General features: G+C 70.0%; 21 protein-coding genes. 7 read left to right on the forward strand and 14 right to left on the reverse strand.

The genetic code is table 11. The annotated features are described in order from the left end of the window. The first annotated feature begins 31 nt into the window (after positions 1-31). Entirely contained in the window at positions 32-370 is a 339-nt protein-coding gene (locus DN771_RS10440; protein WP_116997314.1) for a glutaredoxin domain-containing protein, read from the forward strand. Positions 371-520: 150 nt separating this feature from the next. Here DN771_RS10440 and DN771_RS10445 read toward each other — a convergent pair whose 3' ends face one another. Further along, positions 521-922 (reverse strand): helix-turn-helix domain-containing protein, encoded by a 402-nt coding sequence (locus tag DN771_RS10445; RefSeq protein WP_227462307.1) that lies wholly within the window; start codon positions 920-922, stop codon positions 521-523. Positions 923-1066: 144 nt separating this feature from the next. Between DN771_RS10445 and DN771_RS10450 the strand changes: the two genes are divergently transcribed. Further along, entirely contained in the window at positions 1067-1897 is an 831-nt protein-coding gene (locus DN771_RS10450; protein WP_162941784.1) for a discoidin domain-containing protein, read from the forward strand. A gap of 88 nt (positions 1898-1985) precedes the next feature. Next, positions 1986-3233 (forward strand): ATP-binding protein, encoded by a 1248-nt coding sequence (locus DN771_RS10455; protein WP_116997316.1) that lies wholly within the window; start codon positions 1986-1988, stop codon positions 3231-3233. Between the two features lie 57 nt (positions 3234-3290). On the opposite strand, the gene DN771_RS10460 is transcribed toward DN771_RS10455, so the two are convergent. Beyond that, on the reverse strand, positions 3291-5549 hold the full coding sequence (locus tag DN771_RS10460; RefSeq protein WP_116997317.1) for a GH36-type glycosyl hydrolase domain-containing protein: 2259 nt from the start codon (positions 5547-5549) through the stop codon (positions 3291-3293). A 5-nt stretch (positions 5550-5554) separates the two neighbouring features. After that, positions 5555-6472, reverse strand: a complete 918-nt coding sequence (locus DN771_RS10465) for a helix-turn-helix domain-containing protein (protein WP_227462312.1) — start codon at positions 6470-6472, stop codon at positions 5555-5557. A 56-nt stretch (positions 6473-6528) separates the two neighbouring features. Between DN771_RS10465 and DN771_RS29445 the strand changes: the two genes are divergently transcribed. Next, the gene (locus DN771_RS29445; protein ID WP_162941786.1) at positions 6529-7350 is read left to right on the forward strand and encodes a phytanoyl-CoA dioxygenase family protein; all 822 of its coding nucleotides are present in this window, start codon (positions 6529-6531) and stop codon (positions 7348-7350) included. A 40-nt stretch (positions 7351-7390) separates the two neighbouring features. On the opposite strand, the gene DN771_RS10475 is transcribed toward DN771_RS29445, so the two are convergent. After that, complete coding sequence (locus tag DN771_RS10475; RefSeq protein ID WP_116997319.1) at positions 7391-8338, reverse strand: ROK family protein; 948 nt, start codon at positions 8336-8338, stop codon at positions 7391-7393. Further along, entirely contained in the window at positions 8338-9156 is an 819-nt protein-coding gene (locus DN771_RS10480; RefSeq protein WP_116997320.1) for a phytanoyl-CoA dioxygenase family protein, read from the reverse strand. The genes DN771_RS10475 and DN771_RS10480 overlap by 1 nt, the downstream gene beginning before the upstream one ends. A 77-nt stretch (positions 9157-9233) precedes the next feature. On the opposite strand from DN771_RS10480, the gene DN771_RS10485 reads away from it, so the two are divergent. Continuing rightward, entirely contained in the window at positions 9234-10064 is an 831-nt protein-coding gene (locus tag DN771_RS10485; RefSeq protein ID WP_205528528.1) for a sugar isomerase domain-containing protein, read from the forward strand. Between the two features lie 17 nt (positions 10065-10081). Here DN771_RS10485 and DN771_RS10490 read toward each other — a convergent pair whose 3' ends face one another. From DN771_RS10490 to DN771_RS10510, 5 genes are all read right to left on the reverse strand, one after another. Further along, a complete protein-coding gene (locus tag DN771_RS10490; protein WP_116997322.1) occupies positions 10082-10786 on the reverse strand; it encodes a phytanoyl-CoA dioxygenase family protein in 705 nt (234 codons plus the stop codon). Further along, positions 10770-11627, reverse strand: a complete 858-nt coding sequence (locus tag DN771_RS10495; protein WP_116997323.1) for a hypothetical protein — start codon at positions 11625-11627, stop codon at positions 10770-10772. Before DN771_RS10495 ends, DN771_RS10490 begins: the two co-directional genes overlap by 17 nt. Further along, positions 11624-12427 carry a phytanoyl-CoA dioxygenase family protein gene (locus DN771_RS10500; protein WP_116997324.1) on the reverse strand — a complete coding sequence of 268 codons (804 nt, stop codon included), beginning with the start codon at positions 12425-12427 and terminating at the stop codon, positions 11624-11626. Before DN771_RS10500 ends, DN771_RS10495 begins: the two co-directional genes overlap by 4 nt. A gap of 100 nt (positions 12428-12527) precedes the next feature. Continuing rightward, entirely contained in the window at positions 12528-13400 is an 873-nt protein-coding gene (locus DN771_RS10505; protein ID WP_162941787.1) for a phytanoyl-CoA dioxygenase family protein, read from the reverse strand. A 40-nt stretch (positions 13401-13440) separates the two neighbouring features. Further along, positions 13441-14187 carry an SDR family NAD(P)-dependent oxidoreductase gene (locus DN771_RS10510; protein WP_116997326.1) on the reverse strand — a complete coding sequence of 249 codons (747 nt, stop codon included), beginning with the start codon at positions 14185-14187 and terminating at the stop codon, positions 13441-13443. A gap of 77 nt (positions 14188-14264) precedes the next feature. On the opposite strand from DN771_RS10510, the gene DN771_RS10515 reads away from it, so the two are divergent. Then, positions 14265-15029, forward strand: a complete 765-nt coding sequence (locus tag DN771_RS10515) for a GntR family transcriptional regulator (RefSeq protein ID WP_162941788.1) — start codon at positions 14265-14267, stop codon at positions 15027-15029. An 8-nt stretch (positions 15030-15037) separates the two neighbouring features. Here the strand turns inward: DN771_RS10515 and DN771_RS10520 are convergent, their stop codons facing one another. From DN771_RS10520 to DN771_RS10535, 4 genes are read right to left on the reverse strand one after another with little or no spacing between them, the layout of a single operon-like run. Beyond that, entirely contained in the window at positions 15038-16216 is a 1179-nt protein-coding gene (locus tag DN771_RS10520) for an ABC transporter ATP-binding protein (RefSeq protein ID WP_116997328.1), read from the reverse strand. A 10-nt stretch (positions 16217-16226) separates the two neighbouring features. Next, the gene (locus tag DN771_RS10525) at positions 16227-17081 is read right to left on the reverse strand and encodes a carbohydrate ABC transporter permease (protein WP_116997329.1); all 855 of its coding nucleotides are present in this window, start codon (positions 17079-17081) and stop codon (positions 16227-16229) included. After that, positions 17078-17908 (reverse strand): carbohydrate ABC transporter permease, encoded by an 831-nt coding sequence (locus DN771_RS10530; protein ID WP_162941789.1) that lies wholly within the window; start codon positions 17906-17908, stop codon positions 17078-17080. Before DN771_RS10530 ends, DN771_RS10525 begins: the two co-directional genes overlap by 4 nt. A 47-nt stretch (positions 17909-17955) precedes the next feature. Beyond that, positions 17956-19320 (reverse strand): extracellular solute-binding protein, encoded by a 1365-nt coding sequence (locus DN771_RS10535; RefSeq protein WP_116997331.1) that lies wholly within the window; start codon positions 19318-19320, stop codon positions 17956-17958. 378 nt (positions 19321-19698) lie between these two features. Between DN771_RS10535 and DN771_RS10540 the strand changes: the two genes are divergently transcribed. Next, positions 19699-20466 (forward strand): hypothetical protein, encoded by a 768-nt coding sequence (locus DN771_RS10540; RefSeq protein WP_162941790.1) that lies wholly within the window; start codon positions 19699-19701, stop codon positions 20464-20466. Positions 20467-20516 lie beyond the last annotated feature (50 nt).

Consider the following 20516-nt stretch of genomic DNA (forward strand, 5'->3'; position numbering starts at 1 on the left):
CCACCCCTTGCTGCATCGAGGGGGCGGCGCGATGACGTCGGACGAGATCGTCGTGTTCTGGCGGCCCGGGTGCATCTTTTGCGCATCGCTGCTCAGCCAGCTCGATGCTCGAGCCGTCCCTCATCGCCGCGTGAACATCTGGGAGGACCCATCAGCGGCGGCCCAAGTCCGCGCGGCCGCCGGCGGCAACGAGACCGTTCCCACCGTCGCAGTGGGCTCGGTGATGCTCGTCAACCCCGACGTCCACACCCTCTTGTCGGTCGCCGCCCAACACGTTCCGTCGGCCGTACCCGCCGGCTACGAACCCCCGCAATCGGACCCCCTCTCGCGTTGGACGAGCGACAGGCTCGGCGGCACAACGACAGAGTGACGCGGTCTGCCACTGACCAACACGACGCGCCCGGCACCGTGCACCGAGTCGACGACAGCGAGATCTCCGACGGCATCAACCGGCGCGACCCCGAACGTCACCCAGCGGCGAAACCCCACCCGCAGTGACTCGACGGGCCGCCTCGGCCGGTCAGCGCGATGAGCGGGAGGGTCGCTCAGCGGGCCGATCGCTCATCGCGGTCACCAACCGCTCCATGCGCATCAGCAACGCCGCCGACGGCATGACCTTGCCGGTCGCATACGTTGACAAGCGCGACGCCGACGTGCCCAGCTGTGCGGCGAACCGCGCAGCCGTCAATCCCGATGCGCCGATCAGTTCGCTGATCCTCGCGGCGACGGCGGCGCGATCAGCGTCCTCCGCGGCCGCCCGAGAGTTCGACACGGCGCGCCGTAGCAGCTCGGCGACGCCCGATCGATCTGCGTCGCGGAGATAGTCGTCGACGGAGCGGGCGACGTCGCCCCACGGGTCGCGTCGGATCGCCGCGACGATCCGCGACCACTCGTGCACCGAGCCCCGCTCGATTGCGGTCACGAGCGCTTCGTACGGCCACGTCTCGACCGGGTCAGCCGGGTCGGCGTCGACGTTACGGACAGCGAGTGACGTCGAGCCGCTGCTGAGCGGCAGACTGGTCCGATGAGAATGACCGCGAGGCGCGGGCATGGTGGAGGGCGGGTGGTGACTCTGGCCATGGCCGCATTGGCGCTGACTCTCACGCCACTTGGCGATGACGACGGCCCGACGGCGACCTCCGAGGCGGTGACGGTGGTTCGACCGTTCGCCGAGGTGCAGGCGGGCGAGTTCGTGTTCGAGGCCGACCCGACGAACCCCGAGCGGGCGATCTTCCACGTCACCACCACCGAGCCGATGATCTGCGCCATCGTGTGGGGCCCGACCGAAGAGCTCGGCAACTTCAACAACAGCCTGTCGATGAACGGCACCGGCATCGTCGACCACGACGTCGCCCTGCCGGGCGCCGTCGCCGGAACCACCTACTACTTCGTCGTCGAGGGCTTCACCGCTGACGGCACCATCTACCGGTCCGACATGGACACGTTCACCATCCCTGAAGCAGCGGACGCAGCACCAGCCGACACCGCCGCCGAGCGCGGGCCCAACCTCTCACTCGAGGGCACCGTGGTCGACGTCAGCTCGGAGTTCAGCGACAGCTACGCAGCGACCAACGCCATCGACGATTCGGGACTCACCGAGTGGTCGAGCGCCGGCGACGGCGACGACGCCTTCATCACGATCGAGCTCGCCGAACCCCGCGAGGTCGCCGGCGTCGAGTTCATCACCCGGTCGATGCTCGACGGAACCGCCATCACCGAGACGTTCACGGTCACGGTCGATGACGGCGAGACGTTCGGACCATTCCCCGCCGCCACCGCGGCGGAACCCAACGTCGCCCCGATCGACGCCACCGGCCAGACGTTCCGCTTCGACGTCGACACCTCCACCGGCGGCAACGTCGGCGCCGTCGAGGTACGGATCCTCGCCGCCCCCTGACGGCGGACGTTCGGTACCAGAGCGGCAGTATACGCTGTGCCAAATAGGCACTCGACCACGTACCAAAACGGTAGAGTCGTGCTCGGTGGTGACCACACCGACATACCTGGAGCGCTTCGCTGATCGCCGACTCGCCGAATTGCTCGCAGCCTTTCCCGCAGTGATGCTGAACGGGCCGAGGGCGGCGGGAAAGACCACGACAGCGAGACGGCATGCGGTCGAGGTCGTGCGCCTGGATCAACCGGCCCAGGCCGGAGCGTTTCGGGCCGACCCCGACGCGGCGCTGCGAGACCGACCCGAGCCGATCCTGCTCGACGAGTGGCAGGAGGTACCCGGTGTACTGGGCGCGGTCAAACGATCCGTCGACGACGACCCGCGCCCCGGACGCTTCATCCTCACCGGCAGTGTGCGCGCCGAGGTGGAGGCGGACCTCTGGCCGGGCACTGGTCGGCTCATCCGGCTGCGGATGTACGGACTGACCGAGCGGGAGCTCCACGCCAGCGGACCGCGGAGTGACCAACCGACGTTTCTCGACCGCCTGCTTCGCACCGACCCGGCCGAGTTTGCCAGACCGCCAGTACCGCTGGACCTTCGCGACTACGTCTCGCTTGCCGTCCGCGGGGCGTTTCCCGCCGTGGCCATCAACCCTCAACGTTCGACGTTCGAGTGGATCGACAGCTACGTCGAACAGCTCATCACACGTGACAGTCGCCAGATCGCCCGGCTCGACGAACTCAAGCTCGACCGGTACTTCGAGGTCCTGGCCGCGAGCTCCGCCGGCCTCCCCGAACACAAGACCCTCTACGACGCGGCGGGAATCAATCGCCGAACGGCCGACACCTACGACGCGCTCCTCGAGGCGCTCTACATCACCGAGCGCGTGCCGGCGTGGTCCGGCAACCAGCTGTCGACACTGACCCACACGCCCAAGCGCTATGTCATCGACAGCGCGCTGATGGCTGCTGCGCTGGACGCGTCGGCCGAGACCGTCATCGCCGACGACGACTTGCTCGGAAGAACACTCGACACCTTTGTTGCCGCGCAGCTGCGCAGCGAAGTCGCCGCGTTCGAAGGCCGGACTCGGGTGCTCCACGCCCGCACGAAGGGCGGCCGCGAGGAGGTCGATCTCGTCATCGAACGTGCGGGGCGCAGGGTCTTCGGACTGGAGATCAAGGCGACGGCATCCCCAACCAGATCCGATGCGAAGCACCTCCTGTGGCTTCGCGAGAAGATCGGCGACCGCTTCGCGGCGGGCGCAGTGCTCCACACCGGGCCGGACGCGTTCGAACTCGCCGATCGAGTGCTCGCCGTTCCGATCTCGGCGTTCTGGAGCTGATCGCGAAAGCTGGCAACGCTTCCGCCGCGACCACTTCGGAGCATTGCGCTCCGGCGGTCAGAACGTCACGCGACCGGAGCCGCTCACCTCGCCGTGGGGCGTGGCGACGGTGACTGGACCCGTGCTCTGGAGCCAGCCGTGGCCGCCGCCCTCGAGCGAGAACGTCGAACTGGTGAAGCGGTCGTCGGCCGAGCCGACCCGTAGCGACCCGGCCGCCGTCGGCTCCACGCCGAGCAGGCGGAGATACGTGAGCAGCACCTGAGCGTGGGCGTGCAGGTTCGTCACGGGGAAGCTCTGCATCGCCACGTGCGACGACGGCCAGGCCCATGTGGCGCCGGGTCGAGACGATTCGGGCGTGTTGTAGGAGTCGGGTCCCGAGATGGTTCCTTCCCAGATATCGGGGTACGCCTTGCTGTGAGCGTGCAGGGTCATCCGGTCGAGCTCGTCCCACGCCAGGTCCGGGGCGACGTCGCGCGCCGCCCACGCCAGTGTCATGTTGATCGAGTACCAGATGCCACCGGACGTTCCCTGGCCCGGTAGACGCTCGGCCGGCACCTTGATCGGTCGCGGCCCGCGGAGGCGGCATCCCACCGGCGAGTCGTCGCGCATGGTGGCGTCGATCGTCGCCAGCAGCTGCTCGGCCTGGTCCTCGGTCGCCGCACCGCAGAGGATCGCCCACGGCTGCACCTCGAGCCAGCAGTCGTCGGCACCGATAACCGCGCCGGGTCCGAGGGCACGGTGGAACCAGCGGCCGTTCCACTCCCCGGCGACGAGGTCGCGCCAGTCGTCGGCGCGGCGGTCGGCGTCGTCGGCCAGGGCGAGCATCGTCGAAGCGTCGCCCTCGGCAGCGGACGCGATTCGGCGCAGGCAGCCGGCGAATCGCGGCAGCACCCACGCCGCCATCGCAGAGTTGAGGACTGACTCGCCCTCGTTCATCATCACGTCGCGCGGGAGCGGCGACAGCGTGAGGGCCGAGTCGTTCCAATCGGCGTTGAGGATGCGGATGTGGCCGTGAGCTCCGACCCCGACCACGTCGATCAGGTGCCGGTACTGCCGCGAGAGGTGGTCGACGAGGGGCGCCGGCTCGGCATCGCACGAGGGATGGAACGGGAGCGCCTCGGTGAAGGCGGCGACGTCGCCCGTCGCCGCGAGGTATTCGCTCGCCAGCCACATCGACCACAGGGCCTGATCCGACGGCCGGTAGCGCAGCGTCATGCGCTGCTTCTGCGCGTCGAGGGCGTAGGGCAGCTCGCCGTCCGGCGTGGCCCACGAGCACGTGTTGCGCAGCACGGACAGGGCGAGGTCGGGCTCGCTGTACACGAGGGGCAGGGCGTGTTGCAGCGGATCACGTGCCGCGCCGTTGAAGCCGAGCCGGAAGCTGTACGCAGACGCCTGATCGAGCGTGTGGTTGCCGAGCACCTTGTCCGTGCACGCGCCACCCGTCAGCATCGCCGCGTGCCACGGGACCTCGCGCTGCAGGGCGGCAACTCGACCGGAGGATGCGACCGGCAGCCGAGCCCGCAGTGCGTCGAGCGACCGCACCCACTCCGCCTCCGGGTCGGTCGGCGGCGGAGCCTCTTCCTCGCGACCGATGGCGAACCACAACGTCCGTGACTCGCCGGCGGCGAGATCGAGCTCCACGCGCGGCTCCCCGCCGTCGATCCGCGTCAGCGGCTGATAGGACACCAACGACAGCTGCGGCGCGCCGGTGTCGTCGACGAAACGCACGCGATCGCCGGCGGCGACCGAGCGGATCGATTCGACGGAGTCGCCGGTCTGCTCGCTGCGATCGCCGAAGAACGGCGCCACCGCGCTCCGACGCACCGTCCACTCCTCGGCGACCGTCAGCACCGCGGCACGACTGGTTGCCACCGTGACGCGCACGACCAGCCACGGCAGATCGCCATCGGGAGCGAATGTCGACCGTTCGATGTCGATCCCGTCGCACGTGCCGCGGACCGTGAACCACGTCGGTCCCCACGTGCGGGTGGGCGGTTCGGCGGACCATGCGTCGGGCCAGCGCGACAGGTCGGTCGCCCACGAACCGCCGCCGGTGTCGACGGTGGTCACGCCGGTGCCGAGGGCGCCGGTGAGCCACTGGAACGAGGTGGCCGTGTCCCAGATGGCGAGCGTGCCGTGGTTGTCGGCGATGGCCTGGAAGCGCCGGTTGCCGAACGCCGCCCAGTGACGATTGGTCGTCGGCTCGATCACCGGATCCCACGTGCACACGGGATCGGTCGGGCTGACCGTCTCGTGGAACACCGGGAGTCCGTCGACGACCCCCCATTCACCGAAGCTGCTCACCTGGTCTGACATCGGCCCTACCGTAGCTTGTCTTGACATCTTGTCCGGCGCTCGGCGTCGGCCAGATCCGACGGCGCCGCGCCGAGCGTGCGGTGCACCACCCGACTGAAGTACAGCGGATCCCGGTAGCCGACCGCCCGCGCCACCTGAGCGATCGACATGTCGGTCGACCGGAGCAACTGCACAGCGAGGGCGAGGCGCTCGTCGCGCAGCGCGGCCATCGGCGTGGTCCCGATCCGCCGACGGAACTGATGGGCGAAGTGCGAGGGCGACATCGCCGCCACGGCGGCCAGCGAGGCCACGGTGTGCGGCGCCGCCGGATCGCTGGCGATCGCCCGTCGCGCGGCGAGGATGCCGTCGGCGTCCGATCGCTCGCCGGTCGTCCGACCGGCACGCACGGCGACGAGCACGACCTCCTCGATCGCGTTGAGCAGGAGATCCGCGGACTCGGGGCCGCCGGCGCGGACGCGCTCGGTGCCGTCGGCCGACGGATCGTCCAGACGAGTGAGCGGCTCGACGAGTGAGACGGCGTCGGGGCGGGCATCCCTCGACGCTCGGTCGAACGCCGCCGTCACCCGTGCCCGGTCCTCGAGACCGGCGATGTGCATCCGGAACAGGCCGCGGCCGAGCTCGAACGTTCGCAGCAGGGGCGGCCACGCCGGGTGGGCATGGAAGTGGGCCCACAGGAAGTCCCATCGGTCGCCAGCGGTCCGGTACCGCTGGTTCACATCGGGGGCGAGCACCACCAGATCGCCAGGACCGGAGACCGTCTGCACGTCGTCGTGGGCCAGTTCGCCGGCACCGTTCATCGTCCAGGTCAACAGCCAGCTGCGGGCGCCGCCGCGACGGACGATCTGGTAGCGACGGTTCATGTCGGAGCGACCGACGACCACGACGTGGTGGCCGGGGTCGGAGGCTCCCGCAGCATCGTCCATGTGCTTCACGGTCTGCTCCATGTCGGAGCAAAGCCCGCATCCGTACCGTCGACGACATGACCGAATGCAGTGACTCGATGCTCGACCGCGACGATCAGGTGGCGTTCGAGCGTGACGGCTTCGTCGTCAAGCGACGGCTCCTGTCCGCCGGCCAGATCGAGGCGCTGACACGGACGCTGGCCGACGACGACGCCCTGCGACGGCGCGCCGTCGCCCGAGAGGACGGGCGCGGCGGGGCGGCCGAGCTGTCGATCTGGAACGATCCCGGCGACGACCCGTTCGGCGCCGTGGCTCGCTCGGCGAGCATCGTCGGCGCCGCCCGCGAGTTGCTCGGCGGCGAGGTCTACCACTACCACTCGAAACTGAGCGTCAAGCGACCTCACACCAGCGGCGAGTGGGTCTGGCATCAGGACTACGGCTACTGGTACGGCAACGGATGCCTGCTGCCCGAGATGCTCACCGTGGCCATCCCGCTCACGCCGATGTCGTCGGCCAACGGTTGCCTGCAGCTGCTGACCGGAAGCCACCGCTGCGGTCGGATCGATCATGGTCGGGTCGGCGACCAGCACGGCGCCGACCCCGATCGGGTTGCCGAGATCGAACGGCGCTGCCCGCGCGCCTCGTTCGAGGCCGAGCCGGGCGACGTGTTGTTCTTCCACTGCAACGTGCTGCACACGTCGGCCGGCAACACGTCTGACGCAGAACGGCAGCTCCTGCTGATCGCCTACAACACGCGCCGCAACGATCCCGTGTGGGCCCATCACCACCCCGGGTACTCGCCGATCGACGTCCTGCCCGACGGCGAGATCGAGGCCCGGGCCGGCGTGGTGCTCGGCGAGCGCCGCGTGTTCGTGCAGCGCGCAGCCGCGGCGACGTGATCCACGAGCAGGTCCGACGACGGGGCACGACAGGGCGCGGTCAGTGACACGCGGCCCACAGCGCCGCCCCGATCACCCCCGCCCACGGGCCGAGCCGGGCGGGCACGATGTCGAAGTCTGCCGGGTCGGCGAGCGTCAACCGCTTGGCGACCTCCGCCCGCAGCGGCACGAACAGCGCGTCGCCAGCCGCCGCCACGCCGCCACCGACCACCACGCGGTCGGGTCGCACGACGTTGACGATGTCGACGATCGCCCGGGCGAAGCGGTCGCAGACCAGCGCGATGGTCTCGGCGGCGCGCCGGTCGCCGGCCGCGGCTGCGGCGAACGCCTCCTCGGCCGTCGGGCGACCCGCCGATGCGGCGATGCGGGGAGCGGCGGCGAACGCCTCGAGGCATCCCCGCCCGCCGCAGCCACAGCCGGGACCATCGGGGTCGACCACGCAGTGGCCGAGCTCACCGGCGCGGCCGTGCGGGCCGAACAGGAGCCGGCCGTCGATCATCAGGCCGCCGCCGACACCGGTGCCCAACACGTAGGCGGCAACGGTTCGGCAGTGCTCGGCCGCCCCCATCGTCGCCTCGGCCAGCGTGAACGCCCTGGCGTCGTTGATGATGCTCACGGGCCGATCGAGCCCGGCGGCGAGCCGGCTGACCAGCGGGACACCCCTCCACGCGCCGGGAAGGTTGGGCACGAACTCGATCGTGCCCAAGTCGGCGTCGAAGAGGCCGGGCACACCGACACCCACGCCGTCAAGCGGGCCGTGGGCGGCGTCGAGCTCGCGTCCCGTGGCGACCAGATCGGCCACGACGTGCTCGGGACCTCGCTCCGCGGCCGTGTCGCGCCGGCTGGTGAAGATCGTCTCGGCATGGCCGCCGTCGCCGACATGAAGCACGGCGGCTTTGACGTGCGTCCCGCCGAGATCGAGCCCGAGCCAGCGCCCGGTGCGGATCGTGCGAGCGGCCGGCTCGCTCGACGGAGTGGGCGGTCGCATCAGCGGGCGGACCGGCGGGGCACGAACGTTCGCCGCTCGCCCATCACGACCCCGCTCCGGGCCATGATGTCGCTGTCGGGGAGCACGTCGATCGGCGTGTACGCGGCATGGTGGTGAGGTCGTGTCGGGTCGTTCGACTTCGTGTTGTAGGCGACCAGCAGCAGCTCGCGCGATCGGTCGGTGTCGTTGCCGGCCGAGGTGTGCAGCACGTTGCAGTGGAAGAACATCACGTCGCCGGGTTCGGATTCGAACGCGACCTTCTCGAAGCGGGCCTCGATCTCGGCGACGCGTTCGGGATCGGCACCGTGCTGGTCACCGACCCTCGCGTGGTCGACACGCCCGCAACGGTGACTGCCGCGCAGCAGCTCGAGACATCCGTTGTCCCGCGACATCGGCGAGAGCGGCACGGCGACGGTGAGCATGTCGGGCGTCAGGCACCCATTCTCGTACCAGTAGCCGTAGTCCTGGTGCCACACCCACATCCCCGCCGAGCGCGGCCGCTTGCTGTTGAGCTTCGAGTGGTAGTGGTACACCTCGTCGCCGAGCAGCTGCGTCACGGCCCCGACCAGGCGGTCCGACCGGGCCAGGGCGCCGAACGAGTCGTCGCCGGGCTCGTTCCACACCGACAGCTCGACGGCACCGCCGTCGCCGTCGAGGCGAGGCATCGCCCGCTCGTGGAGGGCGGCATCGCGCTCGAGGGTGCCGACGAGGGCGGCGACCTGCTCCGCCGACAGGAACCCGCGGCGGACGAGGAACCCGTCGCGGTGGAAGGCGTCGACGTCGATCTCGGACAGCACGTCCGATGCGATCGGCGTCATCGGGCCCACCCACCAGGTCGGCGACTCGGGGACCGCCTGCTGGCGCGACGGACGAGTCCTGTACTGTTCGACGCGCCGTGACCAGCCAGCCGAGCGCCGCACCGTCCTCGCCGCCGACCACCGAGGTGGTCACCGGGATCGCCGCTGACTACCTGCACACTGCTCACGCCATCCTCGACCGCGTCGGCCAGTCGCAAGGCGCGGCGATCGAGGCGGCTGCCCAGACGTGCGCAGCGGCCATCGCCGACGATCACCTCGTGCACGTGTTCGGCTCCGGGCACTCGCGGATGCTCATCGAGGAGACGTGGCCGCGCTACGGATCCTTCCCGGGGTTCCATCCGATCGTCGAGCTGTCGTTGACCAACTACCACCAGGTGAGCGGATCGAACGGCCAGCGGCAGGCGATGTTCCTCGAGAACGTCCCCGGTCTGGCCGAGCAGATCGCCCGGAACTTCCGGTTCGACCCCGCCGACGTCCTGCTGGCCATCTCGTCGGGAGGCACCAGCGTGGTGACCGTCGAGATGGCCGAGATCGCCGCCGCCCAGGGCTTGACGGTCGTCGCCCTCACGAGCGTGGCGCACTCGCGCCGCGCCGCGGCCCGGACGCCGTCGGGACGGAAGTTGTTCGAGGTGGCGGACATCGTGATCGACACCTGCACGCCGGTCGGCGATGCCGCCGTGCGCGTCCCCGGGCTCGACGAGCCGGTCGCGCCCGCGTCGACGGTGGCCGGCGCGGCGATCGTCAACGCGGTCAAGGCTCGCATCGCCGAGCTGCTCGTGGCCGGCGGAATGACGCCTCGCGTGCTGACGAGCGCCGTCCTGGTCGGCGAGGAGCGCTCGGCCGCCGCCTTCGACGCGGCGTACGACGAGCACGCCCGGCGAGTGGCCGGCGCCCATCAGCCGCACTGACCGCACTGACCGCGGACTCACGAGTCGCCTCCGCTGAGGCGGAAGTTGAAGATGTAGGCGCGTCGCTGGTGACCGGACCGGTTGGGACCGGTGAAGTGTGGCGTGCCGTAGGCGTGGGCGGTGGCGTCGCCGGGCCGCAACGCCGGGGTGACCGCCGCCGACAGGTCGAGCGACTCGTCGGGGTCGACGATGGCCAGCAGCCGGCCGTTGTCGGTCGGATCACCCGCGGCCACGTGGTGGGCGAGCATCGGGCCTCGATGGCGTCCGGCGATGAACTGCATCCCTCCCCCGTTTGCGTCGACGTCGTCGAGTGCGAGCCAGAACTGGACGTTGCGCATCGTCAGCGGCGTGCCGACGGGGGCGAAGGGCTCGGCCGAGTACGACATGTCCTGGTGCCACGGCGTGGTGTGGGGGTGACCGGCGGGCTTGTCGATCAGCATGTCGAAGTAGAACTCGACGTCGCCGCCGAGGAGGGCGGCGGCGATCGGCCGGGTCCGTTGCAGCGCAGCGTTGGACGCGAACGTCTCGTGGGCGAGGTGCGGCAGCATCACCTGTCTCGTCAGCCCGCCGAGCAGGCGGTCACCGTGGTGCCGGCCGTCGGCGAGGACATCGTCGTAGGCGCCGCGGAGCTCGTCCACGGTGGCCGCGTCGGCGAGCTCGGGGATGACCACGAAGCCGTCGTCCCGGAACGCGGCGACGAAGGCGTCAGCCGGCGAGGTCATCGATCACGTCCTGGAGGATGGCGTCGGCGAAGGCGTAGAGCCGTTCGGCCTCGAGCCAGCGATCGGTCTCTTCGGTCGGGCTGCCGTCGGGTCCCGGCACGAGCTTGCCGTAGTTGGTGTGAGGCGGCAGGAGCTCAGCGATGAACGGGATCACGTCGGGTGCGTCGTCGCTGCCGACGACGGCCTCGAACATCGCCCGCCACAGCGCGGCGAAGTGGTCGACGAACGGGGGGCGTTCGTCGCCCGTCGGGAGCGGGACCTGCGCCGAACCGTTCGTCGCAGTCCGACCGTGCACGATCCTCGTGCGGGCAAGCACCGGGGCGAGCCGCGGCACCTTCCAGTCGAAGCCGCCGTAGGTCATCTCGCAGCCGAGATACCAGTGGGCGAGGTCGGCGGTGACGCCGATCGACGGTGCGTCGGCGAGCAGGGCGAGGGTGCGCGCCGGGTCCTGGGTGACCGTCGCCCGATGGGTTTCGACGGTGAACAGCGTGGGCGATCCCGACGTGAGCTCGACGAACGTGGCGATCAGCTGGCGAGCCTCGGCGTCGGTCTCGAACCCGGTGCCGAGATGCGTCGACACCGCGGAGACGCCGGCGTCCTCCCAGCGCGTGACGTAGTCGCGCAGGGCGGCGGCGTCGTCGGCGCGACCGATGCCGAACGTGTCGAGGCCGGCCTCCCGCGCCGGCGGCACCTGCTCGGGCGAGAACACCTGGATCCCCACGTATCCGCCGCTGGCGACGGCCGCGAACGTGGCCGGCCCGACATCGCCGACCGGACCCTTCGACCACTCGGGCAACATCCACACCGTCCCGAGCGAGATGCATCGGCTGAGACGGATCACGCCGGCACGTGCTCACCGTGTCGGACGACCGGTGCCCCGTCGAACACGTTGACCCCTGGCGGAACGTGGTCGGCGATGCCCGCGGTGCCGTAGTGGCACACGAACGCGGCGCGCAGCTCGGTCGACTCGTTGTCCGTCGACGAGTGGATCACGTGGCTGTCGAAGAGCAGCAGGTCGCCGGGATCCATGAGCATCGGGACGGCCGTCGACATGTCCCGATCGACGATCTTGGTGTAGGCCTGCGTGGCGTGCGGCCGATCGTCCGGCACGTGCTCGTAGATCGCCTCCTGATGCGTTCCGGGCACGACCCAGAGGCAGCCGTTCTCCAGCGTCGCCCGCGTGACGGCGAGCCACACGCCCACCTGGTGGCTCGCCTCGAACGGGAAGTAGTAGGAGTCCTGGTGCCACGGCTGGCCGTACGCCTCGGGGGCCTTGAAGATGAACTGGCTGAGGAACACGTCGACGTCGGGCCCGATGATCGTCGTGAGGATCTCGAGCAGACGGTCGTCGTGGGCGAAGCGATCGAAGGGCCGGCGCCGGTGGAGCTTGAAGAGCTTGGCGACGAAGTCCTCGGGGTTGCTCGCGTCGGCGGCCGGATTGCCTTCGGCGATCACGTACTTGGTGTCGTCGTCGGCGCGGCTGAGTTCGACCGCGGCCTCGAGCTGCTCACGGCACGTCGCGGCGTCGGCGAACCCCCGGATGACGGTGTACCCGTTGGCGGCGTAGTCGGCGGCGATGTCACTCACGCGCCGCTCGCGATCGCCACCGGACGAGGAGGGCGGGGTCGTGGTGTCGGGCATCGGCTGGGCTCCTCACGTGGACCGGCAGTGGCGTCGCCGCGCGATCGGTGCGGCACGATTGTCGCGGTCATCGGGCAACATGTCAAGACAACCTGACCAGTCACTTGCCCAGTCGCTGGGCGAGGCGCGCCCGTCGCGCCTGCTCGAGCTGAGCGACGACGGTCGGCGGGGCGACCGGCGGCGCGGGCGGGGCCGGCCACACCACCGGAGTGAGGTCGCCGGCGATGGGCTCGCCGGGCGCGATGCCGTCGATGTCGACCGACGGATGGCCGAGGCCTTCCTTGCGGTGCACGCCGTCCGCCGTGAAGATCACGGTGTGGACGCGGCGGGTCCGCCCGGTGCTGTTGCCCGAGGCACGGTGCGCCGTCAGGCCATGGTGGAAGGCCACCGAGCCACGCGGCACCTCCAGCGTCACCGCGTCCACCCCGTCGAGGGCCGGATGGTGCCCGATGTCGTCGGGATCCGTGTCGCCGAAGATGTTCACGAAGAGGTCGAGGCCGAGGCGGTGGGATCCGGGCCAGTACGACATCGCCCCCGCCTCGCTCGTCGAGCCGTCGAGGGGGATCCACGCCGTCACCTGATCGGGCTCGGCGATCGGCCAGTACGGATGGTCCTGATGGGGGTCGGTCGGGCGGCCGCCGGGCTCCTTGAACAGCGCCTGGTCGTGCCAGATCCGCACGCGCTCTGCGCCGAGCAACGCCGCGGCGGTGGCGGCGAGGCGGGGATGCGCCGTCCACGGCGCGACGTCCGGGTAGCGCGCCCACAGGTAGAGGCACTGCTGGAACGACTGCTCGTAGCGCGACTTCTCGGCGAGGGCGCGGGTGTCCTCCCGCATGTCGGCTTCGACGGCGGCGGCGACCGCAGCCGTCATGGCGTCCATCTCGGCGTCGGTGAACACGTCGTCGACGACCACGAAGCCGTCGCGCCGGAAGCGCTCCACGATCGCTGGGTCGAGCACTCGGTCGTCGGTCATCGCCACCGTCCTCCTTCGGTCACGCATCGGTGGGCCGGATTCATCGCGCCGTCCATCCGCCGTCGCACGTCAGCACGGCGCCGGTGACGAACGGCGCGGTCGCCACGTACATCACGGCGCCGGCCACGTCGGCGGGCGTGCCGAGCGTTCCGGTGAGCGGCTGCAGCTCGCCGAGGCGCTCGCGGATCGCCGGATCGGCGCCTGCCCGCGCGCTCATCGGCGTGTCGATCAGTCCCGGGCACACGACGTTCACCCGGATGCGATCGGGCGCATAGGTGACGGCCATCGACCGGGTGAGGGCGATCACCGCACCCTTGGCGGCGGCGTAGGCGTGCGTGGTGAAGTCGCGGTCGCCGCCGAGCCCGAGCACCGACGACACGTTGACGATCGCCCCGCCGCCGGCGGCCGAGAGCAGAGGGACGGCCGCGCGGCAGACGTGGAACGTCGAGTCGAGGTTGGCTCCGAGCGTCCAGCGCCATCCCTCGTCGGAGACGAGATGGACGGGTCCGTCGCCGTGGGAGCGTCCCGACGCGCCCGCCGCGTTCACCACGACGTCGACTCCCCCGAGCTCGTCGGCGGCTTGCGCGACGGCCGCTGCGGCCGCGGCGGCGTCGGCGAGGTCGGCCGGGGCGACGCAGGCGACGGGTCCCGCCGGGTCGGCGACCCGAACGTCGATTCCGCGCACATCGGCGCCGGCGTCGGCGAACGCCTCGGCCACGGCGCCGCCGATCCCGCCGAGGGCTCCGGTGACGATGACCCGTCGCGGGATCGGACCGTCGGCGGTCATCCGAGTGGCCGACCTGTCATGTCATGCTGACCAATGGTCGCCAACCGAGCGCGGCTCGTCCTACACTCCGGATCACGATGAGCGCGCGTCGCCGACCGCTGAGACGACACAACGAACTGCCTCTCTACCTGCAGATCCGCGACGACATCATGGCGCGGATCGACGGCGGCGAGCTGGCCCCGGGTGGCCGGCTGGAGTCCGAGCCCGAGCTCGCCCGCCTCTACGGCGTGGGGCGCCCGACCGTGCGGCAAGCGATCGACGTGTTGCGGCGCGAGGGGCTGGTGGCGACGCGACGCGGTTCGGGCACGTTCGTGGCGGCCGGTCACCGGCGCGTCAGCCTGCTCGGCTTCGACGGCTTGACCCCGTCGCTGCGCGCCCAGGGCATCGAGCCGATCGACACGGTCGTGCGCTCGGCGTACGAGCCGCCCCCGTTCAGCACGCTGACGGTGAGCGATCCGGAGTGGTGGATCGTCGAGCGGGTGCGGACGCTGTCGGGTGCCGAGTCCCGGCCGCTGTGCGTGGAGACCGATGCGTTCAATCTCGAGTGGTGTCCCGACGCGGCCGAGCTGTTCGAGCAGTCGGGCTCGGCGTCGGTCGTCCTCGACGAGGGCTACGGGTACGCCACGGCCTACTGCGACGTCGCCACCCGGGCCGAGCGGGCGGCCGCCGTCGGCGTGTCCGAGCAGCTGCAGGTCGACGACGACGCGCCGGTGCTGGTGATGGAACGGCTCAACTGGACCGCGGCCAATCAGCCCATCCACGCCGTGCGCTTCGTGGTCGCCACCGACCACGTGCCGGTGGTCGAGCGCTTCACCAACCCGCGCATCCGCAGCTCGTCCTGAGGGCCGGGTCACTCGCCCACCACCTCGGCGACCGGGGCGATGTCGTCCAGCTCGCCGAGCTCGACGACCGTCGCCGGCAGCTTGCGGTCCTCCCGCTCGGTGCCGTGCATCAGCGCCGCGCCGTCGGGGCCGAACACGTGGATCGACCGCCGGTCGACATGCCATGTCGTCATCGTGCCCGGTGTGGGGATGGCGTCGGGACCGACGCGGGCGAGCACCCGGTCGTTGCGATCGCCGAGGCGGACGATCGCCTCGTGCCCGAGGCGCTCCACGAGGTCGACGACGCGCTGGAACGTCACCGAGTCGTCGCCACCCGGTCCGGCGTGCACCGACTCGGGCCGGAACCCGACGACCACGTCGGTCGGCAACTCGGCGCGATCACCAGCCGTGCGGTCCGCCCAGGAAAGGTCGCCGGCGGTGAACACGCGTGCATTACCGTCGTCGCTCACCGTGGCGGGGACGAAGTTCATGCGCGGGCTGCCCACGAAGGCGGCGACGAACTGGTTGGCCGGACGGCTGTAGATCTCGTCGGGCGGCCCGCTCTGTTGGATCACGCCGTCGTGCATGACGATGACGCGCTGACCCATCGTCATCGCCTCGACCTGGTCGTGGGTGACGTAGATGACCGTGGCCGAGGTGTCGCGATGGAACTGGATCAGGTCTTCGCGCACCTGCACGCGCAGCGCGGCGTCGAGGTTCGAGAGCGGCTCGTCCATCAGGTACACCTGCGGCGAGCGCATCATCGCCCGCCCGAGCGCCACGCGTTGGCGCTGGCCGCCCGACAGTTGGGCCGGCTTGCGGCCGAGCAGGTTGGCGATCTGCAGCGACTCGGCGACGGTGCGGACGCGTGCGTCGATCTCCGCCTTCGTGCCCTCGCGACGGGCGCGCATGCCGTAGGACAGGTTCTTGGCGACCGTCATGTGCGGGTAGAGGGCGTAGTCCTGGAAGACCATCGCCACGTCGCGCTGGCCCGGGTGGACCCGGCCGACGTCACGGCCGCCGATGGAGATCGACCCCGACGTCGGCGTCTCGATGCCGGCCACGATCCGCAGCAGCGTCGACTTGCCGCAGCCCGACGGGCCGACGATGACGACGAACTCACCGTCGGGAATGGCGAGGTCGAGCTCCTCGAGCACGCTGGTCTCCCCGAACGACTTGGAGATCCCGGTCAGTAGGACGTCGGCCATGCCAGTCTCATCATCCCTTCAGGCTGCCCATCGACAGGCCGCGCACGTAGTACCGCTGCATCGAGGCGAACAGGATCAGCGGCGGCACGAGGCTGATCAGCGAGCCGGCCATCACCAGTCGGTAGCTGACGCCGATCTCCGTCTGGAAGCTCGACAGGGCGACCGGGAGCGTCCACAGGTTGGGGTCGTTCGACACCCGCAGCGGCCACAGCAGGTTGTCCCATTGCGCCACGAAGACGATGAGGAACAGCGTCAGCAGCGCCGGCCGCAGCAGGGGCACGGCGATCGTGAAGAAGATGCGCATCTCGCTGGCCCCGTCGATGCGGGCGGCGTGGAGCACGCTGTCGGGGATGCCACTGGCGAACTGGCGGATGAGGAACACGCCGAAGCCCGACAACAACAGCGGCACGATGAGGCCGAGGTACGTCGAGGTGAACCCGGCGTTCTGCACCATGGCGTAGATGGGGATGACGGTGACGACGGGCGACAGCGCCAGCGTGGCGACGACCACGGTGAACAGCAGCCGCCGGCCGGGGAACTGCATCTTGGCCAGCGCGTAGCCGGCGCTGCCGGCGAGCAAGCACTCGCCGAGTCCGGCGATCGTGCTGACGATCACGCTGTTGAGGATGTAGCGGATGAACCGCGGCCGGTGCATCACCTCGGAGATGTTGGAGAAGAGCGCGAACTCCTCGAACCACAGCGTGTCGAGCAGACCGTCGTGGCCCTGCGACGCGATGACCACGAGGTAGAGCAGCGGCACCAGCATCAGCAGGCCGAGCACGCCGATCACCACTCGCGTCAGGACGCGCCCCGAGCGCTGCAGCCGCGATGACGTCATCTCGGCGACGACCGGTCCGCCCCTCATCGCTCGCCCCTCGCGAACACCCGGAACTGCGCGACCGACAGGAGGAGCAGGATGACGAACAGGATGACCGAGGCGGCTGACGCCAGCCCGACGTCGGTGTAGCCGAAGGCGTTGCGGTACACGTACATCGGCAGCGTCAGCGTGGCGACGCCCGGCCCACCGCCGCGCGTGAGGAGGAATGCCGGCACGAACGACTGCATGGCGGCGACGCTGGCGATGACGACGACGAAGGCGAGCGGCTTGCGCATCATCGGCAGGGTGACTTGGAAGAACGTCCGCAGCGGACGGGAGCCGTCGAGGGCAGCGGCCTCGTAGACGTTCTGCGGCAGCGTCTGCAGCCCGGCAATGAGCAGCAGCATGTACAGCCCGAGGTTCTTCCAGATCACCATCACGATCAGCGCCCGCATGGCCCAGTCGGGGTCGTTGAGCCAGCTGTGGCCGTCGATACCGATCCAGCCGAGCATCTTGTTGGCCAACCCGTTGGGGGCGTAGATGCCCTGCCAGAGGAACGAGGCGGCGACGAGCGGGACGATCGCCGGGATGAACACCATCGTGCGCAGCACCGTCGACGTCCGCCCCGGCCGCGCCAGCGGCACCGCCAGCGCGAGGGCGAGGACGATCGTCGGGATGATCGTGCCCAGGGCGAACAGCAGCGTCACCCGCAGCGAGTGGGTGAAGTCGGGGTCGCTGAACAGGAAGCGGTAGTTGTCGAGCCCGGTCCACTCGGGCGACTTCACGAAGTCGTAGTCGGTGAAGCTGTAGTAGCCCGCCGACAGGAACGGGTAGATCCAGAAGACCGCGAAGTAGATCGCCGCCGGGAGGCTCAAGACGAGCCCCCAGCGGCGCTGGGCGGTCTCGACGGCGCCGCGCGTGCTCAGCGCAACGCCCTCCGCATCGCCTGGTCGAAGGCCTCGGCGACCTGCTCCCCCGTTCCTCCACCGGTCACGGCCGTGCCGATCTGGTTGGTGAGCTCGGTCATCACGTTGGCGAACTTCGGCGTCTGCACCGGGTACGTCGACATGTCGACCTGCTCCACGAGCAACTGGTTGCCCGGGTTGGCTGTGGCGGCGGGTGACGTGTCCCATCCCTCGTACGGTGTGGCCACGCCGGCGTCGGTGAAGAAGCGGTCGGCCTGTTCGGGCTGGGTGAGGAAGTCGGCGAAGTGCCCGGCCAGCAGCGGGTCGTCGGCGTTGTTGGTGACGCCCCAACCCCAGCTGTAGGCCGCGGTGACGTCGGCCGTGTTGTCGGTCCACGTCGGGATCGTCGCGACGCCCAGCGTCCCTGCGTCGTAGGACAGGGCGTCCTCGGTGCGGGCGGCGATGCTCGGGCCGGTGAACGATCCGCTGATCAACATCGACGCCGTGCCCCCGGCGAAGGCGTCGAGCACCGACGGCGCCACGAGGTCGAACGAGGCGATGTTGTGCGTGTTCGACATGTCGACGTAGTAGTTCAACGCCTGGATCCCGGCGTCGCTGGAGAGGTTGCCCTCGGTGCCGTCCTCGTTGAGGATCGTCCCGCCGAGCTGGCTGACGAGCGTGTCGACCTCGAGGTACACCCAGATCGGCGTCGTGTACCACCACAGGTACCCGGCGCGAGTGACGGTGTCGCCGTCGCGCTGACTCAGCGCCTCGCCGGCCTCGATGACCTCTTCCCACGTGGTCGGCGGGGCATCGGGGTCGAGCCCCGCCTCGCTGAAGTGCTCCTTGTTGTAGAAGAGCATGAGGTTCTGGTAGTCGACGGGCAGCGCGTACAGCGTGTCCTCGAACGAGACCCCGGGAAGCACGGCTCCCGGGAAGCGACTGAGGATCGCATCGGCTCCCTCGCCGAGTGCCGCACCGTCCATCGGCACCAGCAGACCCTTGTCGGCCCAGTCGGCCAGCGACCAGCTCGGCAGCTTGACGAGATCGGGACCGTCGTCGGCCGCCGTCGACGTCAGCGCCTTGGTCTCGAAGTCGGCGTACGGGATCGCCAGCAGGTTGACGGTGACGTCCGGGTTGGCCGACTGGTACTCGGCGATCAACGTCTCGAGCAACGCGTTGGTCGGCGGCGACTCGTGCACCCACACGTCGAGCGAGCCCGACGGCGTGTAGCCCGACGGCGTCGACCACGGCCGGCGGCGTGGCGACAGCGCACGGGCAGCCCCGGCCGGGCCACCGGCAAGCACGGAGGCCGAGGCACCGAGCGCCAGGCCCCCGAGGAACGTACGTCGAGCGATTCGGTTCGGATCAGCGCCAGCCATGGTTCCCCCTGTTGTGTCGCGCCAGACAATGCGTCGCAGTGTTCCATCAAACCGGAGAAGATGTCAAGACAAGATGTCAGGCGCCCTCCGGGCCGCCCGCGCCACAATCCCCGGCGGCCTCGTCGCTAGGTTCGGCCTATGACGAGCCCGTCGCTCGTCACACATGGGCGGCCCGGCCGGCGGCCGCGACGGCGGCCGGCCGCGGGCGCGGTCTCGGTACCTCACCGGGGAATTGGGGCGGGCCGTGCCTCAATCCCCCCGGTGCCACGGCGGCCAAAGGGTGGCCTCGGGGTACGCTCGCTGATCCAGCTGTCGTGCGGCGAGTGGAGCGGTCGGTGTCTGACGTCGCCATCGGCAGGGTGCAATCGGGGAGGGAATATGAAACGAAGGTGGCGTGCACGCTCGATAGTCATCGCCTTAGCGGTGTTGGTCGGCTATCAGCCCACTGTCCAGGCTTTGGCGGCGGAGGATAGCGACCACGACGGACCGGCCGACGACGATCCCCGCACTGACGCCGAGTGGGCCGCCGACCAAGCCGCTGCGGAAACGATGGTGCTCACGCTCGCCGACTTCCCTCCAGGCTGGGAGTCGACGCCGGTCGAAGAGTCCGAGCCCGACGATCGTCTTGACGAGCAACTTGCCGAGTGCCTCGGCGTCGACGTCTCGGAACTGGCCCCGAGCAACCCCGACGCTCAGTCTCCTGACTTTGCATCATCCACCGGCGAGGTGGTTTCGTCGACGGTCGCATTCGCACCGACCGTTGCAGACGCGACGGCTGCGCTCGCCGTGCGCCGTCAGGAGGGCGCAACAGAGTGCTACGCAGCGGCCATTCGGATGCTGCTCGTGGAGAACCTTGCCAACCCCGACGACGGCGAGGAGTTGCCCGACGACGTTGACATCGGCGAGCCGACCGTCAACGAGATGTCATTTGAGGCGCTCGGCGACGAAACCCTCGCCGTCCGGATCACGGTTCCCTTCGAGGTCGACGGCTTGAGCGCCGACTATTACTTCGATGTCGTCAACGTGCGTGTCGGACGCGTCGGGGTGACGACCGGATTCCAGTCCGTGCTCACACCGTTCGACATTGACGAGGCGGCCCGCCTGACAGGGATCGTGGTCGATCGCGTCGAAGCGGGCGCGACGTGATCGCGCTTACCCAGGTCCGCTCCAAGCACGCCACGGCAGCGAGCCGCCGA

It is taken from the genome of Desertimonas flava (assembly GCF_003426815.1).
Taxonomy (GTDB): Bacteria; Actinomycetota; Acidimicrobiia; order Acidimicrobiales; family Ilumatobacteraceae; genus Desertimonas; species Desertimonas flava.